25 protein-coding genes are annotated in these 26,611 nt (G+C 62.4%); 10 read left to right on the top strand and 15 right to left on the bottom strand.

Going from position 1 to position 26,611, the window contains the following annotated elements; all coding sequences use genetic code 11:
• The first annotated feature begins 6 nt into the window (after nt 1–6).
• From BSF44_RS14905 to BSF44_RS14890, 4 genes are all read left to right on the top strand, one after another.
• Nucleotides 7–978: a TRAP transporter substrate-binding protein gene (locus BSF44_RS14905; RefSeq protein WP_095944139.1), complete on the top strand. Its 972-nt coding sequence runs from the start codon at nt 7–9 to the stop codon at nt 976–978.
• A gap of 78 nt (nt 979–1,056) precedes the next feature.
• A complete protein-coding gene (locus BSF44_RS14900; protein ID WP_095944138.1) occupies nt 1,057–1,584 on the top strand; it encodes a TRAP transporter small permease in 528 nt (175 codons plus the stop codon).
• Nucleotides 1,585–2,865: a TRAP transporter large permease gene (locus BSF44_RS14895; protein ID WP_095944137.1), complete on the top strand. Its 1,281-nt coding sequence runs from the start codon at nt 1,585–1,587 to the stop codon at nt 2,863–2,865.
• Between the two features lie 59 nt (nt 2,866–2,924).
• Nucleotides 2,925–3,815: an aldose 1-epimerase gene (locus BSF44_RS14890; RefSeq protein ID WP_095944165.1), complete on the top strand. Its 891-nt coding sequence runs from the start codon at nt 2,925–2,927 to the stop codon at nt 3,813–3,815.
• Here the strand turns inward: BSF44_RS14890 and BSF44_RS14885 are convergent.
• From BSF44_RS14885 to pedF, 13 genes are all read right to left on the bottom strand, one after another.
• Nucleotides 3,791–5,527, bottom strand: a complete 1,737-nt coding sequence (locus BSF44_RS14885) for a NahK/ErcS family hybrid sensor histidine kinase/response regulator (RefSeq protein WP_095944136.1) — start codon at nt 5,525–5,527, stop codon at nt 3,791–3,793. The two genes, BSF44_RS14890 and BSF44_RS14885, sit on opposite strands and share 25 nt — an antisense overlap.
• Complete coding sequence (gene ercA / locus BSF44_RS14880; RefSeq protein ID WP_057715188.1) at nt 5,511–6,674, bottom strand: alcohol dehydrogenase-like regulatory protein ErcA; 1,164 nt, start codon at nt 6,672–6,674, stop codon at nt 5,511–5,513. Before ercA ends, BSF44_RS14885 begins: the two co-directional genes overlap by 17 nt.
• A 232-nt stretch (nt 6,675–6,906) precedes the next feature.
• Nucleotides 6,907–8,049, bottom strand: coding sequence for a pyrroloquinoline quinone biosynthesis protein PqqE (gene pqqE, locus BSF44_RS14875; RefSeq protein WP_095944135.1), 1,143 nt, complete (start codon nt 8,047–8,049; stop codon nt 6,907–6,909).
• Nucleotides 8,027–8,299: a pyrroloquinoline quinone biosynthesis peptide chaperone PqqD gene (gene pqqD, locus BSF44_RS14870; protein ID WP_095944134.1), complete on the bottom strand. Its 273-nt coding sequence runs from the start codon at nt 8,297–8,299 to the stop codon at nt 8,027–8,029. Before pqqD ends, pqqE begins: the two co-directional genes overlap by 23 nt.
• On the bottom strand, nt 8,296–9,048 hold the full coding sequence (gene pqqC / locus BSF44_RS14865; protein ID WP_095944133.1) for a pyrroloquinoline-quinone synthase PqqC: 753 nt from the start codon (nt 9,046–9,048) through the stop codon (nt 8,296–8,298). The genes pqqD and pqqC overlap by 4 nt, the downstream gene beginning before the upstream one ends.
• A gap of 120 nt (nt 9,049–9,168) precedes the next feature.
• Nucleotides 9,169–10,083, bottom strand: coding sequence for a pyrroloquinoline quinone biosynthesis protein PqqB (pqqB, locus tag BSF44_RS14860; RefSeq protein WP_095944132.1), 915 nt, complete (start codon nt 10,081–10,083; stop codon nt 9,169–9,171).
• A 55-nt stretch (nt 10,084–10,138) separates the two neighbouring features.
• Nucleotides 10,139–10,210, bottom strand: coding sequence for a pyrroloquinoline quinone precursor peptide PqqA (gene pqqA / locus BSF44_RS14855; protein ID WP_003253598.1), 72 nt, complete (start codon nt 10,208–10,210; stop codon nt 10,139–10,141).
• Nucleotides 10,211–10,468: 258 nt separating this feature from the next.
• On the bottom strand, nt 10,469–11,989 hold the full coding sequence (locus tag BSF44_RS14850) for an aldehyde dehydrogenase family protein (protein WP_046037291.1): 1,521 nt from the start codon (nt 11,987–11,989) through the stop codon (nt 10,469–10,471).
• 259 nt (nt 11,990–12,248) lie between these two features.
• Nucleotides 12,249–14,024, bottom strand: coding sequence for a PQQ-dependent methanol/ethanol family dehydrogenase (locus BSF44_RS14845; protein ID WP_095944131.1), 1,776 nt, complete (start codon nt 14,022–14,024; stop codon nt 12,249–12,251).
• A 268-nt stretch (nt 14,025–14,292) separates the two neighbouring features.
• Nucleotides 14,293–15,231, bottom strand: a complete 939-nt coding sequence (locus BSF44_RS14840; protein ID WP_095944130.1) for a quinoprotein relay system zinc metallohydrolase 1 — start codon at nt 15,229–15,231, stop codon at nt 14,293–14,295.
• Between the two features lie 31 nt (nt 15,232–15,262).
• A complete protein-coding gene (locus BSF44_RS14835) occupies nt 15,263–16,024 on the bottom strand; it encodes a quinoprotein dehydrogenase-associated SoxYZ-like carrier (RefSeq protein WP_095944129.1) in 762 nt (253 codons plus the stop codon).
• A gap of 10 nt (nt 16,025–16,034) precedes the next feature.
• The gene (locus tag BSF44_RS14830; RefSeq protein WP_095944128.1) at nt 16,035–16,910 is read right to left on the bottom strand and encodes an ABC transporter substrate-binding protein; all 876 of its coding nucleotides are present in this window, start codon (nt 16,908–16,910) and stop codon (nt 16,035–16,037) included.
• Between the two features lie 3 nt (nt 16,911–16,913).
• Nucleotides 16,914–17,375 carry a cytochrome c-550 PedF gene (gene pedF, locus BSF44_RS14825; RefSeq protein ID WP_095944127.1) on the bottom strand — a complete coding sequence of 154 codons (462 nt, stop codon included), beginning with the start codon at nt 17,373–17,375 and terminating at the stop codon, nt 16,914–16,916.
• Nucleotides 17,376–17,585: 210 nt separating this feature from the next.
• On the opposite strand from pedF, the gene BSF44_RS14820 reads away from it, so the two are divergent.
• The 6 genes from BSF44_RS14820 to BSF44_RS14795 all read left to right on the top strand — a co-directional run bounded on the left by BSF44_RS14820 (nt 17,586) and on the right by BSF44_RS14795 (nt 22,778).
• Nucleotides 17,586–18,770, top strand: a complete 1,185-nt coding sequence (locus BSF44_RS14820; protein WP_095944126.1) for an ABC transporter substrate-binding protein — start codon at nt 17,586–17,588, stop codon at nt 18,768–18,770.
• A gap of 30 nt (nt 18,771–18,800) precedes the next feature.
• A complete protein-coding gene (locus BSF44_RS14815; RefSeq protein WP_095944125.1) occupies nt 18,801–19,760 on the top strand; it encodes a YVTN family beta-propeller repeat protein in 960 nt (319 codons plus the stop codon).
• Entirely contained in the window at nt 19,757–20,488 is a 732-nt protein-coding gene (locus BSF44_RS14810; RefSeq protein ID WP_095944124.1) for an ABC transporter ATP-binding protein, read from the top strand. The genes BSF44_RS14815 and BSF44_RS14810 overlap by 4 nt, the downstream gene beginning before the upstream one ends.
• Nucleotides 20,485–21,276, top strand: coding sequence for an ABC transporter permease (locus BSF44_RS14805; protein WP_095944123.1), 792 nt, complete (start codon nt 20,485–20,487; stop codon nt 21,274–21,276). Before BSF44_RS14810 ends, BSF44_RS14805 begins: the two co-directional genes overlap by 4 nt.
• A 222-nt stretch (nt 21,277–21,498) precedes the next feature.
• Nucleotides 21,499–22,056, top strand: coding sequence for a PQQ-dependent catabolism-associated CXXCW motif protein (locus BSF44_RS14800; protein ID WP_095944122.1), 558 nt, complete (start codon nt 21,499–21,501; stop codon nt 22,054–22,056).
• Between the two features lie 56 nt (nt 22,057–22,112).
• Complete coding sequence (locus BSF44_RS14795; RefSeq protein ID WP_095944121.1) at nt 22,113–22,778, top strand: response regulator transcription factor; 666 nt, start codon at nt 22,113–22,115, stop codon at nt 22,776–22,778.
• Between the two features lie 110 nt (nt 22,779–22,888).
• Here BSF44_RS14795 and nahK read toward each other — a convergent pair whose 3' ends face one another.
• A complete protein-coding gene (gene nahK / locus BSF44_RS14790) occupies nt 22,889–25,522 on the bottom strand; it encodes a hybrid sensor histidine kinase/response regulator NahK/ErcS' (protein WP_095944120.1) in 2,634 nt (877 codons plus the stop codon).
• A complete protein-coding gene (gene nosP, locus BSF44_RS14785) occupies nt 25,452–26,609 on the bottom strand; it encodes a nitric oxide-sensing protein NosP (RefSeq protein ID WP_095944119.1) in 1,158 nt (385 codons plus the stop codon). Before nosP ends, nahK begins: the two co-directional genes overlap by 71 nt.
• Nucleotides 26,610–26,611 lie beyond the last annotated feature (2 nt).

Below are 26,611 nucleotides of genomic sequence, written 5' to 3'. Positions count from 1 at the left end.
ACCCCCATGGACTTCAAACGCACCTTGCTCGCCGCTGCACTTCCATTAGCCTTCTCCCTCAGCAGTGCCGCCCAGGCACTGGAAATAAAATTCGCCGACATCCACCCCGCCGGGTACCCGACCGTGGTGGCTGAAGAGCAACTGGGCAAAACCCTGGTGGCCGACAGCCACGGCGCGCTGACCTTCAAGATGTTCGCCGGTGGCGTGCTCGGCTCGGAAAAGGAAGTAGTCGAACAGGCCCAGGTCGGCGCCGTGCAAATGGCCCGGGTCAGTCTCGGCATCGTCGGGCCGGTGGTGCCGGACGTGAACGTGTTCAACATGCCCTTCGTGTTCCGTGACCAGGCCCATATGCGCAAAGTCATCGACGGCGCGGTCGGCGACGAAATCCTCGACAAGATCACCCACTCCGAATTCAACCTGGTCGCCCTGGCCTGGATGGACGGCGGCACGCGCAACCTCTACACCAAGAAACCGGTGCGCAGCCTGGAAGACCTCAAGGGCATGAAGATCCGCGTGCAAGGCAACCCGATGTTCATCGAAACCATCAATGCCATGGGCGGCAATGGCATCGCGATGGACACCGGCGAAATCTTCAGCGCCCTGCAGACCGGCGTGATCGACGGCGCGGAAAACAACCCGCCGACCCTGCTCGAACACAACCACTACCAGAACGCCAGGTTCTACAGCCTGACCGGCCACCTGATCCTGCCAGAGCCGATCGTGATGTCGAAAATCACCTGGGAAAAGCTCACCCCCGAGCAGCAAGCCCTGGTGAAGAAAGCCGCCAAGGCGGCCCAGGCCCAGGAACGCACCCTGTGGGACGCGAAATCGGCCAGCAGCGAGGAAAAACTCAAGGCCGCCGGCGTCGAGTTCATCACCGTCGACAAGAAACCTTTCTACGAAGCGACCGCCTCGATCCGCGAAAAATACGGCGCGCCCTACGCCGACCTGATCAAACGCATCGAAGCCGTTCAGTAACCCTCCCTGCATTCAAGAAAGGCCCGGCGCCGCTGAAGTTGGTGTACGTCAGCGCGCGCCCGGTTACGGTGGAACCCGATGAAGAATCTGCTGCTAGGCATCAATGACAAGCTCTACATGACCTGTATCTGGGTCGCCGGGCTCTCCGTTCTGGCCATTGCGTTAATCATTCCCTGGGGCGTGTTCGCCCGCTACGTCCTCGGCACCGGTTCCAGTTGGCCGGAGCCCACGGCAATCCTGCTGATGATGGTGTTCACCTTCATCGGCGCCGCCGCCAGCTACCGCTCCGGCTCGCACATGGCAGTGGCGATGCTCACCGACCGCATGCCGGCGCATTTGCGCAAAACCATGAGTGTGCTTTCGCAATTGCTGATGGCAACGATCTGCCTGTTCATGGCCATCTGGGGCAGCAAGCTGTGCCTGTCCACCTGGAACCAGTTCATGAGCGCCCTGCCGACCCTGCGGGTGGGCATCACCTACATGCCGATTCCGGTGGGCGGCGTGCTGACGCTGGTGTTTGTCCTGGAAAAACTCTTGCTCGGTGACCAGAGCAACCGTCGGGTCGTGCGTTTCGACCTCGTTGAAGAAAACGAAGGGGCTGCCTGAATGGACGCTTTTATTCTGTTGGGCAGTTTTATCGCATTGATCCTGATCGGCATGCCGGTCGCCTACGCCCTGGGGTTTGCCGCACTGATCGGCGCGTGGTGGATCGACATCCCGTTCCAGGCTTTGATGATTCAGGTGGCCGGGGGCGTGAACAAGTTCTCCCTGTTGGCCATCCCGTTCTTCGTCCTGGCCGGCGCGATCATGGCCGAGGGTGGCATGTCCCGGCGCCTGGTGGCGTTCGCCGGGGTGCTGGTGGGCTTCGTGCGTGGCGGCTTGTCGCTGGTCAACATCATGGCCTCGACCTTCTTTGGCGCGATCTCCGGTTCCTCGGTGGCGGACACCGCCTCGGTCGGTTCGGTGCTGATCCCGGAAATGGAGCGCCGTGGCTATCCCCGGGAATTCGCCACGGCGGTGACCGTCAGCGGTTCGGTGCAAGCGCTGCTGACACCGCCCAGCCACAACTCGGTGCTCTACTCCCTGGCCGCCGGTGGCACGGTGTCGATTGCCTCGCTGTTCATGGCCGGCGTGGTGCCGGGCCTGTTGATGAGCGCGTGCCTGATGGTGCTGTGCCTGATCTTCGCGAAAAAGCGTGACTACCCCAAGGGTGAAGTCATCCCGATGCGCGAGGCGCTGAAAATCTGCGGCGAAGCGCTGTGGGGCCTGATGGCGATGGTGATCATCCTCGGCGGCATCCTGTCGGGTATTTTCACCGCGACCGAGTCGGCGGCGATTGCGGTGCTGTGGTCGTTCTTCGTGACCATGTTCATCTACCGCGACTACAAATGGAGCGAGCTGCCAAAACTGATGCACCGCACCGTGCGCACGATCTCGATCGTGATGATCCTGATCGGTTTCGCCGCCAGCTTCGGCTACATCATGACCCTGATGCAGATCCCGGCGAAGATCACCACGCTGTTCCTGACCCTGTCGGACAACCGCTACGTGATCCTGATGTGCATCAACGTCATGCTGCTGTTGCTCGGCACCGTGATGGACATGGCGCCGCTGATCCTGATCCTCACGCCGATCCTGATGCCGGTGATCCTCGGCATTGGCGTGGACCCGGTGCAGTTCGGCATGATCATGCTGGTGAACCTGGGCATCGGCCTGATCACACCACCCGTGGGTGCGGTACTGTTCGTGGGGTCGGCGGTGGGCAAGGTCAGTATCGAATCCACCGTGAAGGCCCTGCTGCCGTTCTATGGCGTGCTGTTCCTGGTGCTGTTGGCCGTGACCTACATTCCGGCAATCTCACTGTGGTTGCCGCATCTGGTGTTGTGAAGTTCAAGGCAAGGGAGGCGCATCCTCCCTTGCCACCACCCTTTTTGAAGCAGGTCAACATGTCGCTAACACTGATCGAACTCGAAGACGAACTCACCCACCTCACCCTCGCCCCGGAACTCGGCGCCAGCATCGTCAACTGGACCGTACGCGGCACTGGCCAGCCCTTGTTGCGACACACCGATGGAGACGCCTTGAACACCGGCCTGCCCGGCAAGCTCGGCTGCTTTCCCTTGGTTCCCTGGTCCAACCGCATCGCCAATGGCGGTTTCGATTGCCCCGATGGCTGGCTGGCATTGGCGCCCAACAGTCGCACTGATCCCCTGCCGATTCACGGCAGCGCCTGGCAGCAGCCTTGGGAGGTGGTTTCACAATCGAAAAATGAAGTGGTCCTGCAACTCGACAGCACAACCCCCTTCGCTTATCGCGCCCGGCAACGTTTCCATTTGAGCGCGGGCAAACTGAGCGTCGAACTGCACGTCACGCACCTGGCTGAACACGCTGCATGGCATGGCCTGGGATTGCATCCGTATCTGCCGCGCACCGCGAACACCCGACTACAGGCACCCGCCCGACACGTGTGGTTGTGCGACGGGGCAAAACTGCCGACAGAACTCAGCCCATTGCCGGTCGAGTGGGATTTTCAGCAACTGAAGGCATTGCCCGAAGCGCTGGTGGACAACGGTTTCTGTGAATGGGACGGCCACTGCCTGATCCGCCAGCCCGACCTCGGCTATGAACTCGACTGCCAGGCCACCGGCAGCGATTACTTCCTGCTCTATTGCCCCGTGGGCCTGGAGTTTTTCTGCATCGAACCGGTGAGCCACCCGGTCAACGCGCACCACCTGCCCGGTCGGCCAGGCTTGCGTTTGCTGGAACAGGGTCAATCCACCGAACTGGGCTTCACCCTGCAGTACCAGTCGCTTCAGGCAGAGGCCCCCAACAGTTGACTCAACACCGCTCGCAACTTGCCGGGCTTCACCGGTTTGTTCAGCAAGGGGGCGTTGAGCCGCTGCAACGCACGCCGACAATGGTCGGTGCGGTCGGCGGTAATGATCACCGCAGGAATGTCCTGGTGGAAATGCTCGCGCAAATGTCGCACCACATCACAGCCGACCACCCCGTGATCGAGGTGATAGTCCGCGAGAATCAGTTCCGGCGCCTGCCCGCGCAGCGCCGCCAGCGCAGCCGCTTCATCGGTGGCGACCAGAACGTCGCAGCCCCACTGCCCGAGCAACGCGCCCATGCTGTCGAGAATGCTCACTTCGTTGTCGATCACCAGTAAACGGCGGCCCGGCAGCGGATTGCCGGTACCCGGTTGTGGCACCGCCTGGCTCACGGGCAGCGGAACCTCGTCGGATATCGGCACCTCGATGCTGAACATCGAACCCCGCCCCGGCAACGAGTACACGCCGATTCTATAGCCAAGGATCTTGGCGATGCGCTCGACAATCGCCAGCCCCAGGCCCACGCCCTTGCGGTCGGCGGCCCGACCGACGTCCAGCTGGTTGAACTCGAGGAAGATCGAATCGAGCCGGTCGTCGGCGATACCACGCCCGGTGTCCCAGACCTCCAGGCGCAGCATCTTGCCCCGACGCCTTGCCGCCAGCAGGATGCTGCCTTCATCGGTGTAGCGGCAGGCATTGCTGAGGAAGTTGCGCAGGATCCGCGTCATCAGGCGCAAGTCCGTGCTGATGGCGTAATCGACCATGCGCACCCGCAGGTTCAAGCCGGCCGCCTGGGCGACGGACTGAAACTCCGAGACCAGCGGCCCGAGCAGTTCGTCGAGGCGGTACGACGCAATGTCCGGCTTGACCGCGGCCTGATCGAGCCGGGAAATGTCGAGCAGATCCGTCAGCAGGTCTTCGGCCCCTTCCAGGGCCTGGTGAGTGCGTTCCACCAGCACCTGTTCGGCTTCCGGCAACGTGCGTTCGCGCAAGGTCGAAATCAGCAACCGCGCGGCGTTCAGCGGTTGCAGCAGGTCGTGGCTGGCGGCGGCGAGGTATTTGTCCTTGCTGTGATTGGCGGCCTCGGCGGCATCGCGGGCGTCGCGCAAGGCCTTGGCGATCTGTTTACGCTGGGTGATCTGCTGCTGAAGGTTACGGTTGGCCTCAAGCAATTCATCGGTGCGCGCGACCACGCGCTGCTCCAGTTCGTCATTGAGTTGCTGCAGGCGTCGCTGGGCCAGCTTGCGCTCGGTGATATCGGAGACGAACCCTTCCACCAGCCCTTCCTGACCGGGCTTGAGCAACAGGTTCATCAATACATCCAGGTGACTGCCGTCCTTGCGCCGCAAACGGGTTTCATAGCCGTGCAGGCTGCGCTGGTGCCGGAGGATTTCGCCGATGGTTTCCAGCTCCTGCGCGCCGTCGACGAACAGGGTGCTGGCCAGGTCGGTCAGGGAGAACAGCACCTCCTGCGGGTCCTGGTAACCGAGCATGCGTGCCAGCGCCGGGTTGGCGGCGCGCATGCCGTCGTGCAGGCTGGCCTGGAAGATCCCGTGAACCGCGTTCTCGAACAGCCACTTGTAGCGGTTACGCTCGGCTTCCAGATCATCCAGGCGCGCGGCCAGTTCCGGGTAATGACTCTTGCGCGCCGAATGGCTGCCCAGCCCCAGCAGCCCGGCCAGAGCCCGTTGCTGCTCGTCAGAGGGCTTCGCCATAGACGACCTCGACATCACGCTGGCTGGATTCGCGCGGGTTGGTCAGGATGCACGGATCGTGCATCGCATGCTGCGACAGGAACGGAATGTCCGAGGTCCGCACGCCATGCAAACCGAGGGTTTCGTGAAAGCCGATGGCGTGCTTGAGGGCGATCAGGTGTTCGACCAGGCGCCCGCAGATCTGCCGGTGATTCAGGCCTCGGCAGTCGATGCCGAAGGTCTCGGCGATCACCTTGAAGCGCTCCGGCGCCGAGTTGTAGTTGAAGGCCACCACGTGCTCGACGAGCACCGCGTTGCACAGGCCATGGGGCAGATCGAGAAAGCCGCCGAGGCTGTGGGACATGGCATGCACCGCACCGAGGATGGCGTTGGAAAACGCAAGCCCGGCCTGCATGCTGCCGAGCATGATCTTCTCGCGCAGGGCGATGTCGGTCGGGTTGGCGATCATTTGCACCAGGTTGCCATTGATCAGGCGCATCGCCTCCAGCGCGTGGGGGTCGGTCAGCGGCCCGTGACCGGTGGACACAAAGGCTTCGATGGCATGCACCAACGCGTCGATACCGGTACAGGCCGACAGGAACGGGTCCATGCTCAGGGTGGTTTCCGGGTCGATCAGCGAAACGTCCGGCACCACGGCCTTGCTGACGATGGAGAACTTCATGCGTTCCTGCTGGTTGGAAATGATCACGAATTGCGAGACGTCGGCCGAGGTGCCGGCGGTGGTCGGGATCAGGATCAGCGGCGGGCTGGGTACGCGGATGGTGTCCACGCCCTCGAAATCGAGAATGCTGCGACCATGGGCGACGACGATGCCGATGCCTTTGCCGCAGTCCATCGGGCTGCCGCCACCGACGGCGACGATCACGTCACAGTGGTTTTCCCGGTACATCTCGGCGCCGAGCATCACCTCTTCGACCCGAGGGTTGGGCGAGACATCACTGTAGAGGCAGTATTCGATGCCCAGGGCCTGCAGGCTGGCTTCGACATCGGCGACCCAGCCAGCGGCAATCACACCGGGATCGCTGACCACCAGAACTTTGCGCGCGCCAAAGGTCTTGGCGTAATTGCCGACACTGTGCCGACTACCGGCACCGAAGATGATTTCAGGTGAAACGAACTTACGCAGCTGGTTGAGACTCTGGCTCATTGGAAAGCCTGTTTTTATTGTTTTGGAAGGTAGAAACCACACTAAACCATCCAGCTGTGAATGCAATCAGACCAATGGGTAGCACGGCTGGGGTGTACTCGCATTCAAATTCACCGCAGCCCCTGTGGGAGCGAGCCTGCTCGCGAAAGCGGTTGAACATTCAACATGTCTGTGACTGACACTCCGTCATCGCGAGCAGGCTCGCTCCCACAGGGGATTTGTGTGGCCCGACTTATCCGCGATAGATCAGCTGAGAGGCTTTCGCATTGCGCAAGGTCAGGTGCTCCATCCCCAACCCCGGCGCCTCGGCTTCCTCGCGGGCCTTGAGGATCACGCCATGGTGCGCGGACTTGCTGCACACCGGGTCGGCATTGCTCGCATCACCGGTCAGCATGAACGCCTGGCAACGGCAGCCCCCTAGGTCCTTGTGTTTTTCATCACAGGAGCGACACGGCTCCTTCATCCAGTCATCGCCGCGAAAACGATTGAAGCCGAACGAGTCGTTCCAGATGTGCGAGAGGCTGTGCTCGCGCACATTGGGAAACTGTACGGGCAACTGCCGGGCGCTGTGGCAAGGCAGCGCCGTGCCGTCGGGGGTGATGTCGAGAAACAGGTTGGCCCAGCCGTTCATGCAGGTCTTGGGACGCTCCTCGTAGTAGTCCGGGGTGACAAAGATCAACTTGCACGGGTGGCCCTGGGCTTCGAGACGCTGGCGATATTCGTTGGTGATGCGTTCGGCACGCTGCAATTGCTCGCGGGTAGGCAACAGCCCGACGCGATTCAGTTCGGCCCAGCCGTAGAATTGGCAGGTGGCCAATTCGACAAAGTCCGCCTCCAGCTCCAGGCACAACTCGATGATCTGCGCGATCCGGTCGATGTTGTGCCGATGGGTGACGAAGTTCAGCACCATCGGATAGCCCTGGGCTTTCACCGCACGGGCCATGGCGAGTTTCTGGGCAAAGGCCTTGCGCGAGCCGGCGAGCATGTTGTTCACCGCCTCGTCGGCGGCCTGGAAGCTGATCTGGATATGGTCCAGCCCGGCCACCTTGAAGTCGCGCACCTTCTGCTCGGTCAGGCCAATGCCGGAGGTGATCAGGTTGGTGTAGTAGCCCATGTCCCGGGCGGCCTTGATCAGTTCGGCGAGGTCCTGGCGCACCAATGGCTCGCCGCCGGAAAAGCCCAATTGCGCGGCACCCATGTCCCGCGCTTCACGGAATACGCGAATCCATTCTTCCGTGCTCAGTTCTTCGTCGTGCCGGGCAAAGTCCAGTGGATTGGAGCAATAGGGGCATTGCAGCGGGCAGCGGTAGGTCAGCTCGGCGAGCAGCCACAACGGCGGTCCGGGCAGCGCCTCACTCGATCCAGAATTGCGCATGGGCCACCTCCAGAAACGCCAGCACGTCTTCGTCGATCCCGGGTACGCCGGGGAAACTGGCGTTCAATCGATCAATGATCGCCGCCACGCTGCGCTGGCCATCGACCAGGTCGAGAATCTGTCCGGCACTGGCGTTGAGCTTGATCATGCCTTCGGGGTACAGCAACACATGGCAGTCCTGGCGGGGCTCCCATTGCAGACGAAACCCGCGACGCAAGGCCGGTGACTGCTGGCGATCGATCAGGCTCACAGGACGATCCCCCGGTGCCAGACGTTGTCGCCGGTGACCGTGTGATACGGCGGGCGACCAAGCTCGTAGGCCATGCTCATGGCATCGAGCATGCTCCACAGCACGTCGAGCTTGAATTGCAGGATCTGCAGCATGCGTTGTTGCCCCTCGGCCGTCACGTAGTGCGCCAGGGTGATGCGCAAGCCATGCTCGACATCGCGCCGTGCCTGGCTCAGGCGCGTGCGGAAATAGTCGTAGCCGGCGACGTCGATCCACGGGTAATGGGTCGGCCAGGCATCGAGTCGCGACTGATGGATCTGTGGCGCGAAGAGTTCGGTCAGCGAACTGCTGGCCGCTTCCTGCCAGCAGGCGCGACGGGCGAAATTGACGTAGGCGTCCACCGCAAAACGCACCCCGGGCAGCACCAGTTCCTGGGAGAGGATCTGCTCGCGATCGAGCCCCACCGCTTCGCCCAGGCGCAGCCAGGCTTCGATTCCGCCCTCGCTGCCGGGGACGCCGTCGTGGTCGAGAATCCGTTGCAGCCATTCCCGGCGCACGTCGCGGTCCGGGCAGTTGGCGAGAATCGCGGCGTCCTTCAGGGGGATGTTGATCTGATAGTAGAAGCGGTTGGCGACCCAGCCCTGGATCTGCTCGCGGCTGGCGCGGCCGGCGTACATGGCTTGGTGGAAGGGATGATGGATGTGGTAGTAGGCGCCCTTGGCGCGCAGGGCGGTTTCGAATTCTGTGGGGGTCATTGCGTTGTCAGTCATTTCGGTTCTCCGGGAAGTTCTGCGGCGTCTGCACTGCCCTCATCGCGAGCAGGCTCGCTCCTACAGGGTTTGGTGTTTGCCGCAGATCCCTGTGGGGCCTGCTCGCGATAGGGCCAGCGGCTACAGCTCAATACTCATGCCGTCATAAGCCACTTCAATACCCCGCCGCTCCAGCAACGCCCGCTCGGCCGAGTCTTCATCAAGGATCGGATTGGTGTTGTTGATATGGATCAGCACCTTGCGCTGGCGGTTGAAACCCTCCAGCACTTCCAGCATCCCGCCGGGGCCGCTTTGTGGGAGGTGCCCCATTTCGCTGCCCAGGCTCTGGCCGACTTCGCAGATACGCATCTCGTCGTCGCGCCACAGGGTGCCGTCCAGCAACAGGCAATCGGCACGCTGCATCCAGCCCAGCACTTCTTCGTCGATTCGGCCAAGGCCCGGCGCATAGAACAGCGACGTGCCGTTGCGCAGGTCTTCAATGAACAAGCCAATGGTGTCGCCCGGTTGCGGGTTGCCGCGATTGGGCGAATACGGCGGCGCGTTGCTCACCAGGGGAATCGCGCGAAATTGCAAATGCCCGCAGGCCGGGATGCTGAACGGCTGACGATCGAGGCCGACCGGTTGCCAGTGCAATCCGCCGTTCCAGTGCCCGAGCATGTTGAACAACGGGAAACCGCTGCTCAGGTCCTGGTGCACGCGCTCGGTGCACCAAACGTCATGCGGGCAGCCTTCACGCAGGCTGAGCAAGCCGGTGCAATGGTCGATCTGGCTGTCGAGCAGCACGATGCCGGCGATGGCGCTGTCACGCAGGCGCCGCGCCGGTTGCAGTGGCGCGAAACTCTCGAGTTGCGCGCGAATGTCCGGTGACGCGTTGCACAGCACCCACTCCACGCCGTCGTCACTCAGGGCAATCGACGATTGCGTACGGCGCTGTGCCCGCAGGCTGCCATTGCGCACGCCGGCGCACTGGCGGCAGTTGCAGTTCCACTGCGGGAAACCACCGCCGGCGGCGGAACCGAGAACGCGGATGTGCATGGCGGATGCTCCAGAAGGCAGGCCCGGCCAACGCAGCGGCTGGCCGGGTGATCAATCAACGGTTGGCGAAATACATCGTCACTTCGAAGCCAATGCGCAGATCGGTAAACGCGGGTTTAGTCCACATGGGTCATTCCTCTTCTTGTGCCCGGGTGATTCCGGTAGAGCCATTAATGCACGGGGCGATGAGGGCCCGAATGCTACTTTCGAAGGAGTTGGCGGGGTGATTTGGTAGGGGGTGTTGCGCGGTCACTGGCATCACGCAAACCCCATGCAGGAGTGAGCCTGCTCGCGATGAGGTCAGCACATTCAACATTAATGTTGACTGTCGGACCGCTATCGCGAGCAGGCTCGCTCCTACAGTTTTTGCGTCGTGTTCAAGGAATCAGAAGAACCCCAGCGGATTGATGTCATAGCTCACCAGCAGGTTTTTGGTCTGCTGGTAATGATCGAGCATCATCTTGTGGTTTTCCCGACCGACGCCGGACTTCTTATAGCCACCGAACGCGGCGTGCGCCGGGTACAGGTGGTAGCAGTTGGTCCATACGCGACCGGCCTTGATCGCCCGACCCATGCGGTAGGCGCGGTTGATGTCGCGGGTCCACAGGCCGGCGCCGAGGCCGAACTCGCTGTCGTTGGCAATCGCCAGGGCTTCGGCTTCGTCCTTGAAGGTGGTGATACCCACCACCGGGCCGAAGATTTCTTCCTGGAACACACGCATCTTGTTATGACCCTTGAGCAGTGTTGGCTGGATGTAGTAACCACTGGACAGATCACCTTCCAGACGCTCGGCCGCGCCGCCGGTGAGCAGCTCGGCGCCCTCCTCCTGGGCAATGGTCAGGTACGAGAGGATCTTGTCGTATTGCTGCTCGGACGCCTGGGCGCCGACCATGGTTTCGGTGTCCAGCGGGTTGCCGCGCTTGATCTTGACGATCTTCTTCATCACCTCGGCCATGAACGGCTCGTAGATCGATTCCTGCACCAGCGCCCGGGACGGGCAGGTGCAGACTTCGCCCTGGTTGAAGAACGCCAGCACCAGGCCTTCAGCGGCTTTTTCGATGAACGCCGGTTCCGCGTTCATGATGTCTTCGAAGAAGATGTTCGGCGACTTGCCGCCCAGTTCGACGGTGCTCGGGATGATGTTCTCAGCGGCGCAATGCATGATGTGCGCGCCCACCGGGGTCGAGCCGGTGAAGGCGATCTTGGCGATGCGCTTGCTGGTGGCCAGGGCCTCGCCGGCTTCGCGACCGAAGCCCTGGACGATGTTCAGCACGCCGGCCGGCAGCAGGTCGGCGATCAGCTCGGCGAAGACCATGATCGACAGCGGCGTTTGCTCGGCCGGCTTGAGCACGATGCAGTTGCCTGCGGCCAGGGCCGGGGCGAGTTTCCAGGCGGCCATCAGCAGCGGGAAGTTCCACGGAATGATCTGCCCGACCACGCCCAGGGGCTCATGGAAGTGATAGGCCGTGGTCAGCTCGTTGATCTCCGCAGCCCCGCCTTCCTGGGCGCGGATGCAACCGGCGAAGTAACGGAAGTGGTCGGCAGCCAAGGGGACGTCGGCGTTCAGGGTTTCGCGCACGGCCTTGCCGTTGTCCCAGGTTTCGGTGACGGCCAGCACCTCAAGGTTCTGCTCGATGCGATCGGCGATTTTCAGCAGCACCAGGGAGCGGTCCTGGGCCGAGGTCTTGCCCCAGGCATCGGCAGCGGCATGGGCGGCGTCGAGGGCCTTGTCGATGTCGGCGGCGCTGGAGCGCGGGAACTCGGCGATCACTTCACCGTTGACCGGCGAGGTGTTGGTGAAGTACTCGCCATTGATTGGAGCGACAAACTCGCCACCGATGAAGTTGCCGTAGCGCGGTTTGAAGGTAATGACGGCGCCTGGGGTTCCGGGTTGTGCGTAGATCATGGTGGGCCTCTGTCTGGGTCGATGCCTGTCGTACTGACAGGCGATGAGCCGATACTAGAGAGCCCCGCGTGCCAGACGAATGCATCGTTGGCAGGAGGGGCTCTCGTTATTTGGTCGTAGATTTCACACAGATCACTGTAGGAGCGAGCCTGCTCGCGATGGTCGTCAACGATGACGCTGGGCACCTGACACCCCTCGGTGTTCTCAGGTTCATCGCGAGCAGGCTCGCTCCTACAGGGGGAATGCGGTGATTTTTGAATCAGTGCCTGGCCACCAGATCCTTGGGCAGCTTGAAGGTCCAGAGCATGCCGCCCTGGTTGAAGTCCTTCACCCGTTTGGCTACTTCGCCGCCCCACAGCGGTACCGCGCCGCCCCAGCCGGAGAGCACCGAGACGTACTGTTCGCCGTCCATTTCCCAGGTCACGGGGGAGCCGAGCACGCCGGAGCCCGTCTGGAATTCCCAGACCTTTTCGCCGGTCTTGGCGTTGAACGCCTGCAGGAAACCTTCAGGCGTGCCGGTGAACACCAGGTTGCCCTTGGTGGTCAGCACCCCGCCCCACAGCGGCGCGTAGTTCTTGTGGCGCCACACTTCCTTGCCGGTTTTCGGATCGATGGCCCGCAGCACGCCGATGTAGTCTTCGTTCAACGGCTTGATGGTGAAGCCGGCACCTAGGAACGCCGCGCCTTTCTTGTAGGCGATGCCTTCGTTCCAGATGTCCATGCCCCATTCGTTGGACGGCACATAGAACAGCCCGGTGTCCTTGTTGTAAGCCATCGGCATCCAGTTTTTCGCGCCGAGGAACGCCGGCGCCACGAACACCGAGCTGCCCTTGGCTTCGGAACCCGGGGCACCGGGACGGCTGGCTTCGTTGTAGATCGGCCGGCCGTTCTTATCCAGGCCGGTGGCCCAGGTGATCTTGTCCACGAACGGGAAGCCACGGATGAATTTGCCGTTGGTGCGGTCCAGCACGTAGAAGAAACCGTTACGGTCGGCAGTGGCTGCCGCCTTGATTTCCTTGCCGCCTTCGCTGTAGTTGAACGACACCAGCTCGTTCACACCGTCGTAGTCCCAACCGTCGTGGGGCGTGCTCTGGAAGTGCCACTTGATGGTGCCGTCGTCCGGGTTGAGCGCCAGGCGCGACGAGGAGTAGAGGTTGTCGCCAGGGCGCAGGTGCGAGTTCCACGGTGCCGGGTTGCCGGTACCGAACAGCAGCAGGTTGGTTTCCGGGTCGTAATAGCCGCCAAGCCAAGGGGCCGCGCCGCCGGTTTTCCAGAGATCGCCCGGCCAGGTCTTGCCCGCCTCGCCGCCGGAGATGCCGTTCTCCACCGCTTTGCCGTCCTTGTAGACGTAGCCCATATGGCCTTCGACCGTTGGCCGGGTCCACAGCAGGTCACCGTTTTTCGGGTCGTAGGCCTCGATCTTGCCCACCACGCCGAACTCGCCACCGGCCACGCCGGTAATCAGCTTGCCGTTGATCACCAGCGGCGCGGCGCTGATCGAGTAGCCTTCCTTGTGGTCGGCGACTTTCTTGCTCCACACCACCTTGCCGGTGTCCTTGTTCAGCGCCACGAGCTTGGCGTCGAGGGTGCCGAAAATCACCAGGTCGCCATACAGCGCGACGCCACGGTTGATCACGTCGCAGCAAGGGCGGATGTCATCGGGCAGGCGTGCATCGTATTGCCAGAGTTTCTTGCCGGTGCGGGCATCCACGGCGAACACCCGGGAGTAGGAACCGGTCATGTACATCACGCCGTCCTTGACCATCGGCTGCGCTTGCTGGCCCCGCTGTTTTTCACCGCCGAAGGAAAACGCCCACGCCGGGCGCAGCTCCTTGACGTTGTCGACGTTGAGAATATCCAGCGGGCTGTAGCGCTGCCCTTGAACGCCGAGGCCATTGGTCACGACCTGTTCCGGGTTTTTCGGGTCCTGGAGAATGTCCTGGTCGGAAACCCCGGCCAATGCCTGGCCGGACAACAGCATGGCAGTGAGCAGCAGGCTCAAGACGAAGGGCTGGCGACGTGCGGGTTGGGTCATGACGGCTTCCTCTGCGGATTTTTGTTATGTCCGGAAAATTTTCCCGGTCTGGTGCAGATTCTTGAGCGCCGCCGCCCTGGCAACAATTGCCCGCAATGAGGAGATTGCTAGTTCCTTGGTAGCAGGTCGGATGAGATGAACGTGAACGACACCGGCCCCTTGTAGGAGCGAGCCTGCTCGCGAAATACGTCAGACCACCGCGTTCATCCAGGCAGCTTGCGTTATCGTTAACGTCCATCGCGAGCAGGCTCGCTCCTACAGAAAAGCATCATTTTCCGGCGGCGGAATCCACCCGCGTCATCCGTTCCCGCTCGTATCGCGGGTACAAATGACTGACGCTACGGATCAGTTCGTAGCGGCTCAGGCTGATCCCGGCGAAGCGTTCGGGGATGGGGCTGCGGATCATCTCGGCCATGTCGCTGCCATTGGCGGCGCCGTCGCGCATCAGCCGATCGAGCCAGGTCAGGTAATCGCGCATCTGCTCGAAGGGTTGTGGATCGCTCGCCACCGGGCCATGGCCGGGTACAACCAGCGTCCAGGGCAAGCCTTGCAGGGTCGCGATGTCCGTCAGCCATACGGCCAGGCCCGAGCTATTGGGCGTGGTCAGTGCCCGTTGATAAAACACCAGGTCCCCGGCAAACAGCACGCCGGTTCGCTGGTCGAGAATAGCCAGATCCGCGCCCGTATGCCCACCCAGGCTCAGCAGACGCAGATCGTGATTCCCAAAACTTTTCACGCCGGCTGTCAGCGTCTGGGTCGGCAGCACCACTTCGGTGCCACGCATCCAGTCGCCGACCATCCGGTACATGTTCTCGGCCATGGCATCACCTTGCCGGTGCAGCAATTCAGTGGTGCCGGCCAGGGCGCCGATCGGCACGTCGCTGAAGGCTTGATTGCCCAGCGCATGATCCGGGTGGTGATGGGTCAGCAAGACCTCGATCACCGGCTTGTCGGTGGTGGCGGCAATGGCCTTGCGCATCGCTTCGCCGTAACGCCGGGACGGCCCGGTGTCGATCACCACCACACCGCGTTCGGTGACGATGAACGCGGTGTTGACGATGTTGCCGCCGTTGGCCTTGGCAAAATTATCGGTGCTGCCTTCCAGCAGCCAGGTGTCCTGGGCGATCTGCCGGGGCTTGAGTGAGTAGTCGAGATCGGCCAGGGCCGGCAGACTGACGCTTAACACCATCAACAGGATCCAGCGCATGCCACGCTCCTTGGGGTCACGCTTCTTGGGATCAGAGAATCGACGCATCGAATTCATTGCCGCTGTTGTCCCGTAGTAGCAGCCGCGTTTGCCCTGTTCCTTCGATGTCGAAGGCCAGGTTGGGGTTTTCGCTGACCGCCGGAAACAGTTCCAGCCGGGCCAGCACTTGCTCGTTGCGGTCGCGCAGCTCGGCATGGTTGATGAAGAATTCCGGGATGCCGCTGACCATGCCGTTGTCCATGGGATGGGCCACCTGCAAACGCAAACGGCTGAACTCACCCCGGGGATAGCGCCCGCCGAGTACTTCACCGATATGCTCCTCCCAGCCCGGTTGAGTCCGCACCACGCTCGGCGCGGTGCAGCCGCCACCGGCGGCGTCGATCAGCGTCGAACCGACATGCCACACACCGTCGCGGGTCAACACCGCCGCGCGCAAGGGCGTGGCCTGTTCGATGCGAATGCGCAACGACAGCCAGGGCAAAACCGAATTCAGCGGCTGGAAGTCGACGATTTTCGGCAACGGGTTCAGTTCTGCCCAGGCGAGGATTTTCACCACCTCGCCCTTGAACGCCCGGGCGTCGATTTCCAGCGGCACCTGCCGGGCATCTTCGGCAAACGGCGGCGCCAGCAACTTGACCCGCTCATCGAAAACGAACGGCGCATTGCCCAGAAACTGCTGCTGATAGAAGGCCCACATCACCGATGGCACCGGGTCTTTACCGGGATCGATAGCGCCAGCCTGTGCCGTCAGGCTTAACCAGCAGGCCAACAGACAACTCCCTCGCCATTTCATCGCCTGCTCCTTATTGATACATCTCGGGCACGTCGTAACGCAGGCCGTAATGGCCGTAGATGGTCTTCACCGAACCCTCGCGGATCAGGCTTTCCAGCGCCTCTTCCACGGCATAGGCCAGTTGCCGGTTGCTTTCGTGCACCGCCATGCCAATTTCCCAGAGCTGTTTGCCCATGTTCGGGTAGGCATTTTCTGCCAGCGCCACTTGCGGGTCGGCCGCTTCGTGAACTTGCCAGTCGATCTCGCCACGCATGGCCATCACCGCGTCGACCTCACCGGCCTTCATCGCGGCAAACGCCTGGGGCACGCCCGGATAGTGATGGGTCTTGCCGGCGAGCATGCCGTTGAACACCGAGGTCAGGTAGAACGAAGGCACGCTGTCAACTTCGACACCAATCGGGTGATGCTCGAACACCGCGACGCTGGCGACCTTGTCCAGCCTTCGGCGGTCATAGGCCACCTGCCATTGTTCGTTCTGGTACGGACCGAACATCACTACCTGGCCGTTGACCCGTTCGCCGAACTCGTTACGCTTCTGCGCGTAATCACGGTCGTAGGGCACGCGCATCATCAGGTCGGCCAATTGCTGGTTGTGCAAGGCACTGGCACGCCAGATGTAGTCGCGCAGGTCGTCGTCGAGCTTTTCCCCGGCCGGCGCCCAGATCAGCGTCAGGCGCACGCCGAGTGCCTTGGCCAGGGCCTCGGCGAGTTCGACATCGACACCCTGGGGCTTTCCGGCGCGTTCAAAGCTGTAGGGGGCGAAGTCCTTGTAGACCGCCACCTTCAGTTCCCCGGCGGCGATCATTTCGTCGAAGTTGCGAACCTGCGCCTGCGCCGCCTGGCAGCACAGCCACAGAGCGCTGATCAGCACCGCGAGCAGGCGCATGGGTCACTCCTCGACGTGCACAGTGTCCAGATAAGTGCGCACCGCCCACAGAGCTTCCTGGCTCAGGTAGTCGGCCATCTTCGGCATGTACACCCGGCCGTCGCGCACCGCGCCATGGCGCACCCGTTCGGCGAACCATTCATCACCCGCCTCACCGACATCGAGCATGCGCAAGTCGGGAGCGATACCGCCGGACTTGGCTTCCAGGCCATGACAGGCCGCGCAGTTCTGGGTATAGGCCGAGGAGCCGATCTCAACTGCCTTGTCGTGTTCCGGGGCAGTGCGATACGGGTTCACCGCGGCCCAGCCGTCGGCATCGAGTTGCACGCCGGCGTCCTTGATTGGCGTCAGCCCCTTGGTTTCCACGGCCTGTGGCACCACGTTGCCGTGGGCCCACACGGAGCCTGCGCTGATAAGACCGGCCAATAGCCCGGTCACGAGCAAGGCGTTGCGTTTTGTTGTCATTGTTATGCCCTCTGGATTGCACGCAAAACCTCTTGGCAGAGGCTATGGCAGCTATCTTAGAAACGGCATTGCACTCGCCCCATGCTGCTTTGGTGGTCGCCACCTAGTCCCTTGGTAGTAAGGCGCTGGATGGACACCACCGGTACTTTCTGCATATTTCCTCAGCCTCACGGGCTTCCTATGCTGGCGCTAACGGTCATGGAGAGCCTTATGCGCCAGCTTGCCCCTTACGCCCTGATCTATCTGCTGGCGATTGCCTGCGCCGCCGGCCTGGCCACCCAGAGCCAGGCCGCCGATGCGCCCTTGCAGGTGCGGATCGGCTACCTGGGTTATCGCCCAGACCCCGGCCCGTTACTGTCGAACGTCATCCCCGAGCCCACCGATGCCGGGCTGCGCGGCGCCGACCTGGCGATCACCGACAGCAACAGCACCGGGCGTTTTCTCAACCACGGCTACAGCCTGGTCAGCGCCAGTGTCGACAGCCCCGAGGCCTTGCTCGAGGCGGCAAAGGCTCAGCACGAACAAGGCCTGCGTCTGTTTGTGGTGAACGCACCTGCTGCCAGCCTGCGCCAACTGAGTGCGGCACTGCCCGACAGTTTGCTGTTCAACGCCGGCAGTGCCGATGACAGCCTGCGCACCACCGACTGCCTGTCGAACGTGCTGCACACCTTGCCGAGCCGGGCGATGCTCGCCGATGCGCTGGCGCAGTTTCTGGTGCTGCGCAAGTGGCAGCGGGCGCTGCTGATTGTCGGCCCAACGCCGGACGATCAAGCCTATGCCGCCGCCCTGCGTCGCGCCGCCAAGCGCTTCGGCTTGCAACTGGTGGCGGAAAAACCCTGGAGCTTCGATAACGACCAACGCCGCAGCGCCCAGGCCGACATGCCGCTGTTCACCCAGACCGCCGAGTACGACGTGGTACTGGTGGCCGATGAGCGTGGCGACTTCGGTGAATACGTGCCCTACCAGACCTGGTATCCGCGCCCGGTCGCCGGCACCCAGGGCCTGACCCCGGTGGGCTGGCACAAGACCGTGGAAACCTTCGGCGCCGCGCAGTTGCAAAAACGCTTCGAAGCCCTGACCGGGCGCTGGATGAACGACCGCGATTTCGCCGCGTGGATGGCCGTGCGCAGTATCGCCAGCGCCGTGAGCAAACTGCGCCAGGCCGAGCCGATGGCGATCCGTGCGCTGGAAGTCAGCGACCAGTTGCCCCTCGACGGTTTCAAGGGCCGCAAGCTCAGCTACCGGTCGTGGAACGGTCAGTTGCGCCAGCCGATTCCCATCGTCCAGCCCCGGGCGCTGGTCAGCACCTCTCCCCAGGACGGCTTTCTGCACCCCTTCAACGAAATGGACAGCCTTGGCTACGACAAACCCGAGGTCAGTTGCCGTTTTCCCTGATCCGAACATCACAACAACAAGGAATCCGCCATGCGCCGCACCCTGCTCTCTTGCACCTTGCTGCTCGTCGCTGGCCATGCCGTTGCCAGCACTGCCTGGGTCTCCAACGAAAAGGACAACAGCCTGAGCCTGATCGACCTGCAGACCCTGCAAGTCACCGACACCCTGCCCGTCGGCCAGCGCCCCCGCGGTCTGCTGCTGTCCCATGACAACAAGCTGCTGTACATCTGCGCCAGCGATTCGGACCGGGTCCAGGTGATGGACGTGGCCACGCGCAAGATCATCAAGGAACTGCCCTCGGGCAAAGACCCTGAACAATTCGCCCTGCACCCCAACAACCGCTGGTTGTACGTCTCCAACGAGGACGATGCGCTGGTCACGGTGATCGACACCGAGACTTCCAAGGTGCTCGCCCAGATCAACGTCGGCGTCGAACCTGAAGGCATGGCCGTCAGCCCCGACGGCAAGTGGGCGGTCAACACCAGCGAAACCACCAACATGCTGCACTGGATCGACACCGGCACCCAGACCCTGGCCGATAGCACCCTGGTGGACCAGCGCCCGCGCTTCGTCGAGTTCTCCCCCGATGGTGCCCAGCTCTGGGCCTCGGCGGAAATCGGCGGCACCGTGACCATTCTCGATGTCGCCAGTCGCACCGTGCTCAAGACCCTGAACTTCCAGATCAAGGGCGTGCACCCGGACAAGGTCCAGCCCGTCGGCATCAAGCTCAGCGCCGATGGCAAGTACGGCTTCGTCGCCCTTGGCCCGGCCAACCATGTGGCGGTGATCGACGCCAAGACCTTCGAGATTCTCGACTACCTGCTGGTGGGTCGACGGGTTTGGCAGATGGCATTCACCCCGGATCAGAAGCAACTGCTGGCTACCAACGGCGTCAGCGGCGATGTCTCGGTGATCGATGTCGACAGCCTCAAGGTCAGCAAGTCGGTGAAGGTCGGGCGCTATCCCTGGGGCGTGGTGGTGACGCCATGAACGCCCTTGAAGTCAGCGACCTGAGCTTCGCCTACGGCGCTCGAGAGGCCTTGCGCAAGGTGAGTTTCAGCCTGGAGCCGGGGCGTTTCGCCGCGCTGCTGGGCCCCAACGGCGCGGGCAAGTCGACCCTGATTGCCCTGCTGACCCGGCTCTATGATCTGCAGCAAGGCGAGATCCGCATCGGTGGCTGCTCATTGCGCAGCGCCGCACGCCCGGCACTCAGGCAGTTGGGTGTGGTGTTCCAGCAAAGCACTCTGGACCTGGACCTCAGCGTCGAGCAGAACCTGCGTTATCACGCTGCATTGCATGGCTTGTCCCGGCGCCAGACCGACCTTCGGGTCGACGCCGAACTGGCTCGCCAGGCCCTGACCGAACGCCGCCGTGAACGGGTGCGTGAACTCAATGGCGGCCATCGTCGTCGGGTGGAAATTGCCCGCGCTCTGTTGCATGAGCCGCGTCTGTTGCTGCTCGACGAAGCCAGTGTCGGCCTCGACCCGGCGAGTCGCCTGGCGCTCAACCAGCACATCCGCAGTCTGTGTCGCGAGGAGCGCATCAGCGCGCTCTGGACCACCCACCTGCTCGACGAAGTACAGCCCAGCGATGACTTGCTGATCCTGCATCAAGGCCGGCTGGTGGCCAGCGGACAGGCCGATGCCCTGAGCCTTGAACACGGTGGCGATCTCGGTTCGGCCTTCACCCGCCTGACAACAGCAGGAGCTGCCCAATGAACGCTTACTGGCAATGCTTTAGCGGTATCGTGCTGCGCGAATGGCTGCGCTTTGTGTTGCAACGCACGCGTTTTCTCAGCGCCCTGGTGCGGCCGTTGCTGTGGCTGCTGGTGTTCGCCGCCGGTTTTCGCGCAGCGCTGGGGATCGCGATCATCGAGCCCTATGACACCTACATCCCCTATGAGGTCTACATCATCCCCGGCCTGGCCTGCATGATCCTGCTGTTCAACGGCATGCAGGGCTCACTGTCGATGGTCTACGACCGCGAGATGGGCAGCATGCGCGTGCTGCTGACCAGCCCCCTGCCCCGCACCTTTCTGCTGTGCAGCAAGCTGCTGGCCACCTCACTGATTTCGCTGTTGCAGGTGTATGCGTTCCTGACGATTGCCTGGGTCTATGGCGTGCGGCCACCGGCCATGGGCCTGTTACTGGCGTTGCCCGCGCTGCTGCTGGTGGCGTTGATGCTCAGCGCCCTGGGCCTGTTGCTGTCGAACGCAATCCGCCAACTGGAGAACTTTGCCGGGGTGATGAATTTCGTGATCTTCCCGCTGTTTTTCCTGTCATCGGCGCTGTATCCGTTGTGGAAGATGCGCGAGGCCAACGAGTGGCTGTACTGGCTGTGCGCGGTGAATCCGTTTACCCATGCGGTGGAGCTGGTGCGTTTTGCCCTGTATGAACGCTTCAATCCGTTGGCACTGGCGGTGTGCACCGGGCTGACGCTGCTGTTTGCCTTGCTCGCCGTACTGAGCTTCAACCCGCAGCATGCGGCCTTGCGCAAAGCCAACTGACAACACAATCCCCCTGTAGGAGCGAGCCTGCTCGCGAAGGTGGCACATTCAATAAATGAGTTGACTGACACAACGCTTTCGCGAGCAGGCTCGCTCCTACAGAGGGATTTTGATTGAACAGGGTGAAATTACTACTTTAGTACTGGTTTCCCTGTCTATCGTCGCATTCCCAACGCCCCCCGACTGGCATGTAATAGGTCCATAACTATAAGGACCGACCCCATGCCACGTGCCCGACGTTGCCTGTTGCGCCCTGCTCTCACCGCCCTGTCCCTGAGCCTGCTGTTGAGCACCGCGCAGGCCGACACAGTGCTGTTCTCCGCCGACGGCTATCGCATCGGCCTGTACCGCAGCCCGACGCCCGACCAATTGCAAGGCGCAACCATCGTCGACACCCCCGCCCTGCAAACCCTGCTCGGCCAAACCCCGCGCCCGGTGTTGATCGACGTCTACCGCCGTCAGTGGCTGCAAGGGCAATTCATCGAAGACCAGCCCCATGAAAACCTGCCCGGCAGCCATTGGCTGGCCAATACCGGGGACGGCGACTTGACGCCGCAATGGCAGGACTATTTCGCCGCCAACCTGAAAAAGCTGACCGCCGGCGACCCGACGCGACCGCTGGTCTTCTACTGCCGCTCCGACTGCTGGTTGAGCTGGAATGCGGTCAAGCGCGCCGCCACCATGGGCTATAAAACTCTGTATTGGTATCGCGATGGCCTGGACGCCTGGCAAGCGGCCAACCTGCCGGTTTCGCCAGCCAGGCCCGAACCCTTTCCCTGAGCTTTACGCGTGCGTGTTGTTGCCACACCATAATCAAAATAATGAGGTGAAAGGCCATGTACAAAATCCTGATTGCCGACGATCACCCGCTGTTTCGCGAAGCCATCCACAACGTCATCAGCGACGGTTTTGTCGGCAGCGAAGTGATGGAAACCGCCGACCTGGACAGCGCCCTGGCCCTGACCCAGGAACACGACGACCTGGACCTGATCCTGCTCGACCTGAACATGCCCGGCATGCACGGGCTCAATGGCCTGATCAACCTGCGTAACGAAGCACCGACCATTCCGGTGGTGATCGTCTCCGCCGAGCAGGACAAACAGATCGTGCTGCAAGCCATCACCTACGGCGCGGTGGGTTTCATCACCAAGTCGTCACCCCGCACCCAGATGACCGATGCCATCCAGCAGATTCTCAATGGCAACGTCTACCTGCCCCCGGACATCATCCGCACCGCCAAAAGCAGCACCCACCGGCGGATGAACGACACCCCGAGCTTCCCGCCCGAACTGCTCCAGGCCCTGACCCGCAAGCAACTGCAGGTGCTGGAACGCATGACCAAGGGCGAGTCGAACAAGCAGATCGCCTACACCCTGGAAATCGCCGAGACCACGGTCAAGGCCCACGTCTCGGCGATCCTGCGCAAGCTCAACGTGCACAACCGGGTGCAGGCGATCCTGAGTGCCGGGGATATTGATTTCGGGTCATATCTGCGGCGTTGAGTCGGCAAGACCGCGTCGCTCTTATCGCGAGCAAGCTCGCTCCTACAGGATTGCGATGTACCTGTAGGAGTGAGCCTGCTCGCGATAGCGGTGGTGAAAACACCGAGATATCAAGGCCTGCCAAGTAGATGACTCATCGCCGTCTTCAGCTTCATCGGCCGTACCGGCTTGTGCATCAGGGTGTGGCCCAGTTCGCGGATCTGCTGCTTGAGTTCATTGCTGTAGTTGGCCGTGATCATCATCGCCGGAATCGGTGACGCGCGCCGGGCATTGATCCGGGCCACCGCATCGACACCGTTCTGATCGTTGTCCAGATGGTAATCGGCAATCAGCAGGTCGACCTCGGCATGATAATTGTCCACTTGCCGCGCCAGGTCTTCCTCCGACAGCGCCGTCACCACCCGACACCCCCACCCCTCCAGCAAGGTGCGCATGCCTTCACAGATGGTCGCGTCGTTGTCCAGCACCCATATCCGCGCGCCGCGCAGGCGCTCAAGCATCGGTTCGCTCATCTGCAACGTCGGCGGTGGCTTCGGCGCGGTGGCGCTTAACGGCACTTCGACCGAGAACATCGAACCCCGGCCCGGCCATGAGCGCACATGAATGGGATGCCCGAGGATGCCGGCAATCTTCTCGACAATCGCCAGGCCCAGGCCCAGGCCGCGATCCTGATCGGGTCGCTGCACATCACCGCGCTTGAACTCCTGGAAAATCTCCTCCAGGCGATGCTCGGCAATGCCCATGCCGCTGTCCCAGACTTCGATCGTCAGGCACTGATGATGCCGCCGGCAACCGAGCACCACGCGACCGCTGTAGGTATAGCGAATCGCATTGCTCAGCAGGTTGCGCAGAATCCGCGCGAGCAGCTGGATGTCGCTGCGCACCAGTGCCGAACAGCCGATGAAGTGCAGTTGCAGGCCTTCACTGCGCGCCACCTGGGTGTATTCGGCGGCCAGGTTGTCCAGCAGTTCACTGAGGGCGAACGGCGCGATGTCGGCCTTGATCACCCCCGCATCGAGCTTGGAAATGTCCACCAGGGTGCCGAGCAGGTTCTCCACGTCTTCCAGGGAATTGCTCACGTTGCGCACCAGAATCTCGCTGGACATCGGCTCGCGCCGTTCCAGCAAGGCACTGGTAAACAGGCGCGCTGCATTCAACGGTTGCAGCAGGTCGTGGCTGACGGCGGCGAGGAACTTGGTCTTCGACAGGTTGGCCTGCTCGGCTTCCTGCTTGGCCTCGCGCAAGCGTGACTCGACCAGGCGTCGCTCATCGATCTCGCGCAGCAGCTGGTCGTTGAGGGTGGTCAATTCCGCCGTGCGCTCGCGTACCCGCAGTTCCAGGTTCTGATACGCCTGATGCAGCGCCTCGGCAGTGCGGCGGCGTTCGGTGATGTCGCGGATCAGCACGAAGATCCCCACCACCTCACCACTGGCCAGACGGTTGGGCACATAGGAGCGCAGCATGTAGCGCTCCTGGTTGTTGACGTTGGTTTCGGCGAACTCGAAGGTCACGCTCTCGCCGGCCAGCGCCCTGGTCACGTAGGACTCCAGTCGCTGGTAATGCTGTTCGCTGTGCACCTCGCGCAGGCTCTGGCCGAGCATCACGCCCCGGGGCCAGCAGTACCACTCCTCGTAAACCTTGTTGGTGAACTCGTAGACCAGGTCGGCATTGAGGTAGGCAATCAATGCGGGTACGTGATCGGTGATCAGGCGAATCCAGTGTTCGCTTTCGCTCAGCGCCTCGGCGTGCTGGTAGCGTTCGGTGATGTCGGTGAACGTGTTGACGAAACCGCCGGTGGGCAACGGATGGGTGCGGATCTCCAGGACCCGGCCATCGTACAGGCGCTGCTCGCATTCGCGCACCGGTCGTCCGTTGCCATCGCGACTGGCCGGGGTCAGCAGTTTCAACTCGCTGTCGGCGATCACTTCGGCAAACGGGCGATGGGCCGCCACCGGCGCCAGGCCGCTCAGCTCCAGGAAACGCCGGTTCCACAACTCCAGGATGCCCTCGGCGCTGACCATCGCCACCCCTTGGGACAGGTTGTCGACCGCCCGTTGCAACAGGTGCGACTTCTGCGCCACCGCCTGTTCACGGCGCATGGTTTCGCTGAGTTTGACGTCGGTAATGTCGGTGAACAGAATCACCCGCCCGCCTTCCTGGGTCGGCCGTTCGCTGACTTGCAGCCAGCGCCCGTTCTGCAGGCGGTAAAGCGGGTTTTCGTCGGCATGCCCCCGAGGCTCTTCGGTGAACAGGCCGTTGTTCATTATCAACCGCTTGACCTCGGTCAGGCGCATGCCGGCGTTGATCCGCACCCGGCTGTTGCTCCAGAACGCCTTGAAGCGACTGTTGAACAGCACGATGCGCTGCTCGGCGTCGAACAGCACGAAGGCGTCGGAAATGCTTTCGATGGCATCGATCAGGTGTTGATGCGCCGTTTCCGCGCGCAGGCGGGCTTCGCTGAGCAAATGATTACCGGCCTTGAGTTCGGCCATGGCCTGGTTCAAGGCATCGGTGCGTTCGCGCACTTGCTCGGCCAGCACCACCGAATGCTGGAATGCCGCGTAGGGATCGTTGCCGCGGGTCCCCCCGGACTCGACCCGTTCGATCAGCGCACCATTGATGCGCTGCAGTTTATGGTTTTCCAGGCGCAGCCTGGCCAGTTCGGCCTGCAGCTCAGCGATGTCCTGGGGCACGGCCACGGGCAATGGCAACGCCGGTGAAGGTCTGGTTGATGTGCATGCCATTGAACTGTTCTCCATAGGTGTTGAACCCCATCACCCGTTGCTCGCGCAAAAACGTGCCGATCTGATCGAGACTGCCGTCGTCTTCGAGTTCCAGACGCCGCAGGAAACAGTCGCAACCGATGGTCAGCAGCAAATCCCCCAGGCGTTCCTGCAACCCTTCGAACAGGCTCTGCAGGTTTGGCAGCATCGGCCCAGGGGTCATGGCGGTGAGGACGATGCCGTTTTCCACGGCGCAGTAGAAACTCAGGCTCAGGTCCGGATGCACCTGCTGGATGGCCCGCACGTAGTACTGCTGGTTGATCCGCACCGCCAACGGGTGCGCGGCGAAGATCCGGTGATCGAGCTGCGCCACCGGCACGCCGATGTGCCGGGCGTACTCCTCGGCGGCCGGCTCGGCATTGAGTTCGAAGACCCGGCGCAAGGTGCTGTCGGCACCGGTGACCACCAGTTTCTCGGCGCGGGGCAACACGTGGTGGGTGGTGAACACTTCGAAATCCAGCCAGGTATTGACCAGCACCACCACGGCCGCGCCGCTGTGGAACTCGCCATCGAAGTACACATGGGTATGGGTCAGGTAGTTGTCGTCGCCGGCCGAGCCGCCGAAATGCGGAATGTCGCCCAATGCCGCGCTCAAGGCCGCCAGGACCATTTCTTCGCGGCTGGACAGGCCATCGAGCAGGGTCAGGGCAAAGCTGTTGCCCTTGATCGGGGCCAGGGTGTTGCTGCGACAGCCACTGACCAGGCGCTCGACCATTTGCTGGGCGTCGATCAGGCTGAAGTGCTCCATCTGGTCGATCAGCTCGATCGCGATGGAAAAGTGCCGGTGATCGAAACCCACCGCTGTCACGCAATTGCGCCCGTAGCCCAGCGGGGTGATTTCCCCGGCACTGGTGCAGCCCGCCAGGCGGATGCCGCCGAAGCTTTGCTGCAAGGCCTGGCCCAGCGCCTGCAAGTCGTACTCGGCGGAACAGAAGAACAGCACGAACCCCAGGTGCGGATGCAACAACTGGCGTGCCAGTTCCTGCGCGACCTGCCGGGCATCGGTGGCCTGGGACATTGCACTGACGACGCCTTCGCTCTGCTGCATCC

Origin of the sequence: Pseudomonas sp. ACN8, assembly GCF_002303925.1 — a bacterium.
In the GTDB taxonomy this organism is placed as follows: Bacteria; Pseudomonadota; Gammaproteobacteria; order Pseudomonadales; family Pseudomonadaceae; genus Aquipseudomonas.
Note: the sequence above shows the minus strand (reverse complement) of the source record. Positions and strands in the feature narration are given on the sequence as shown.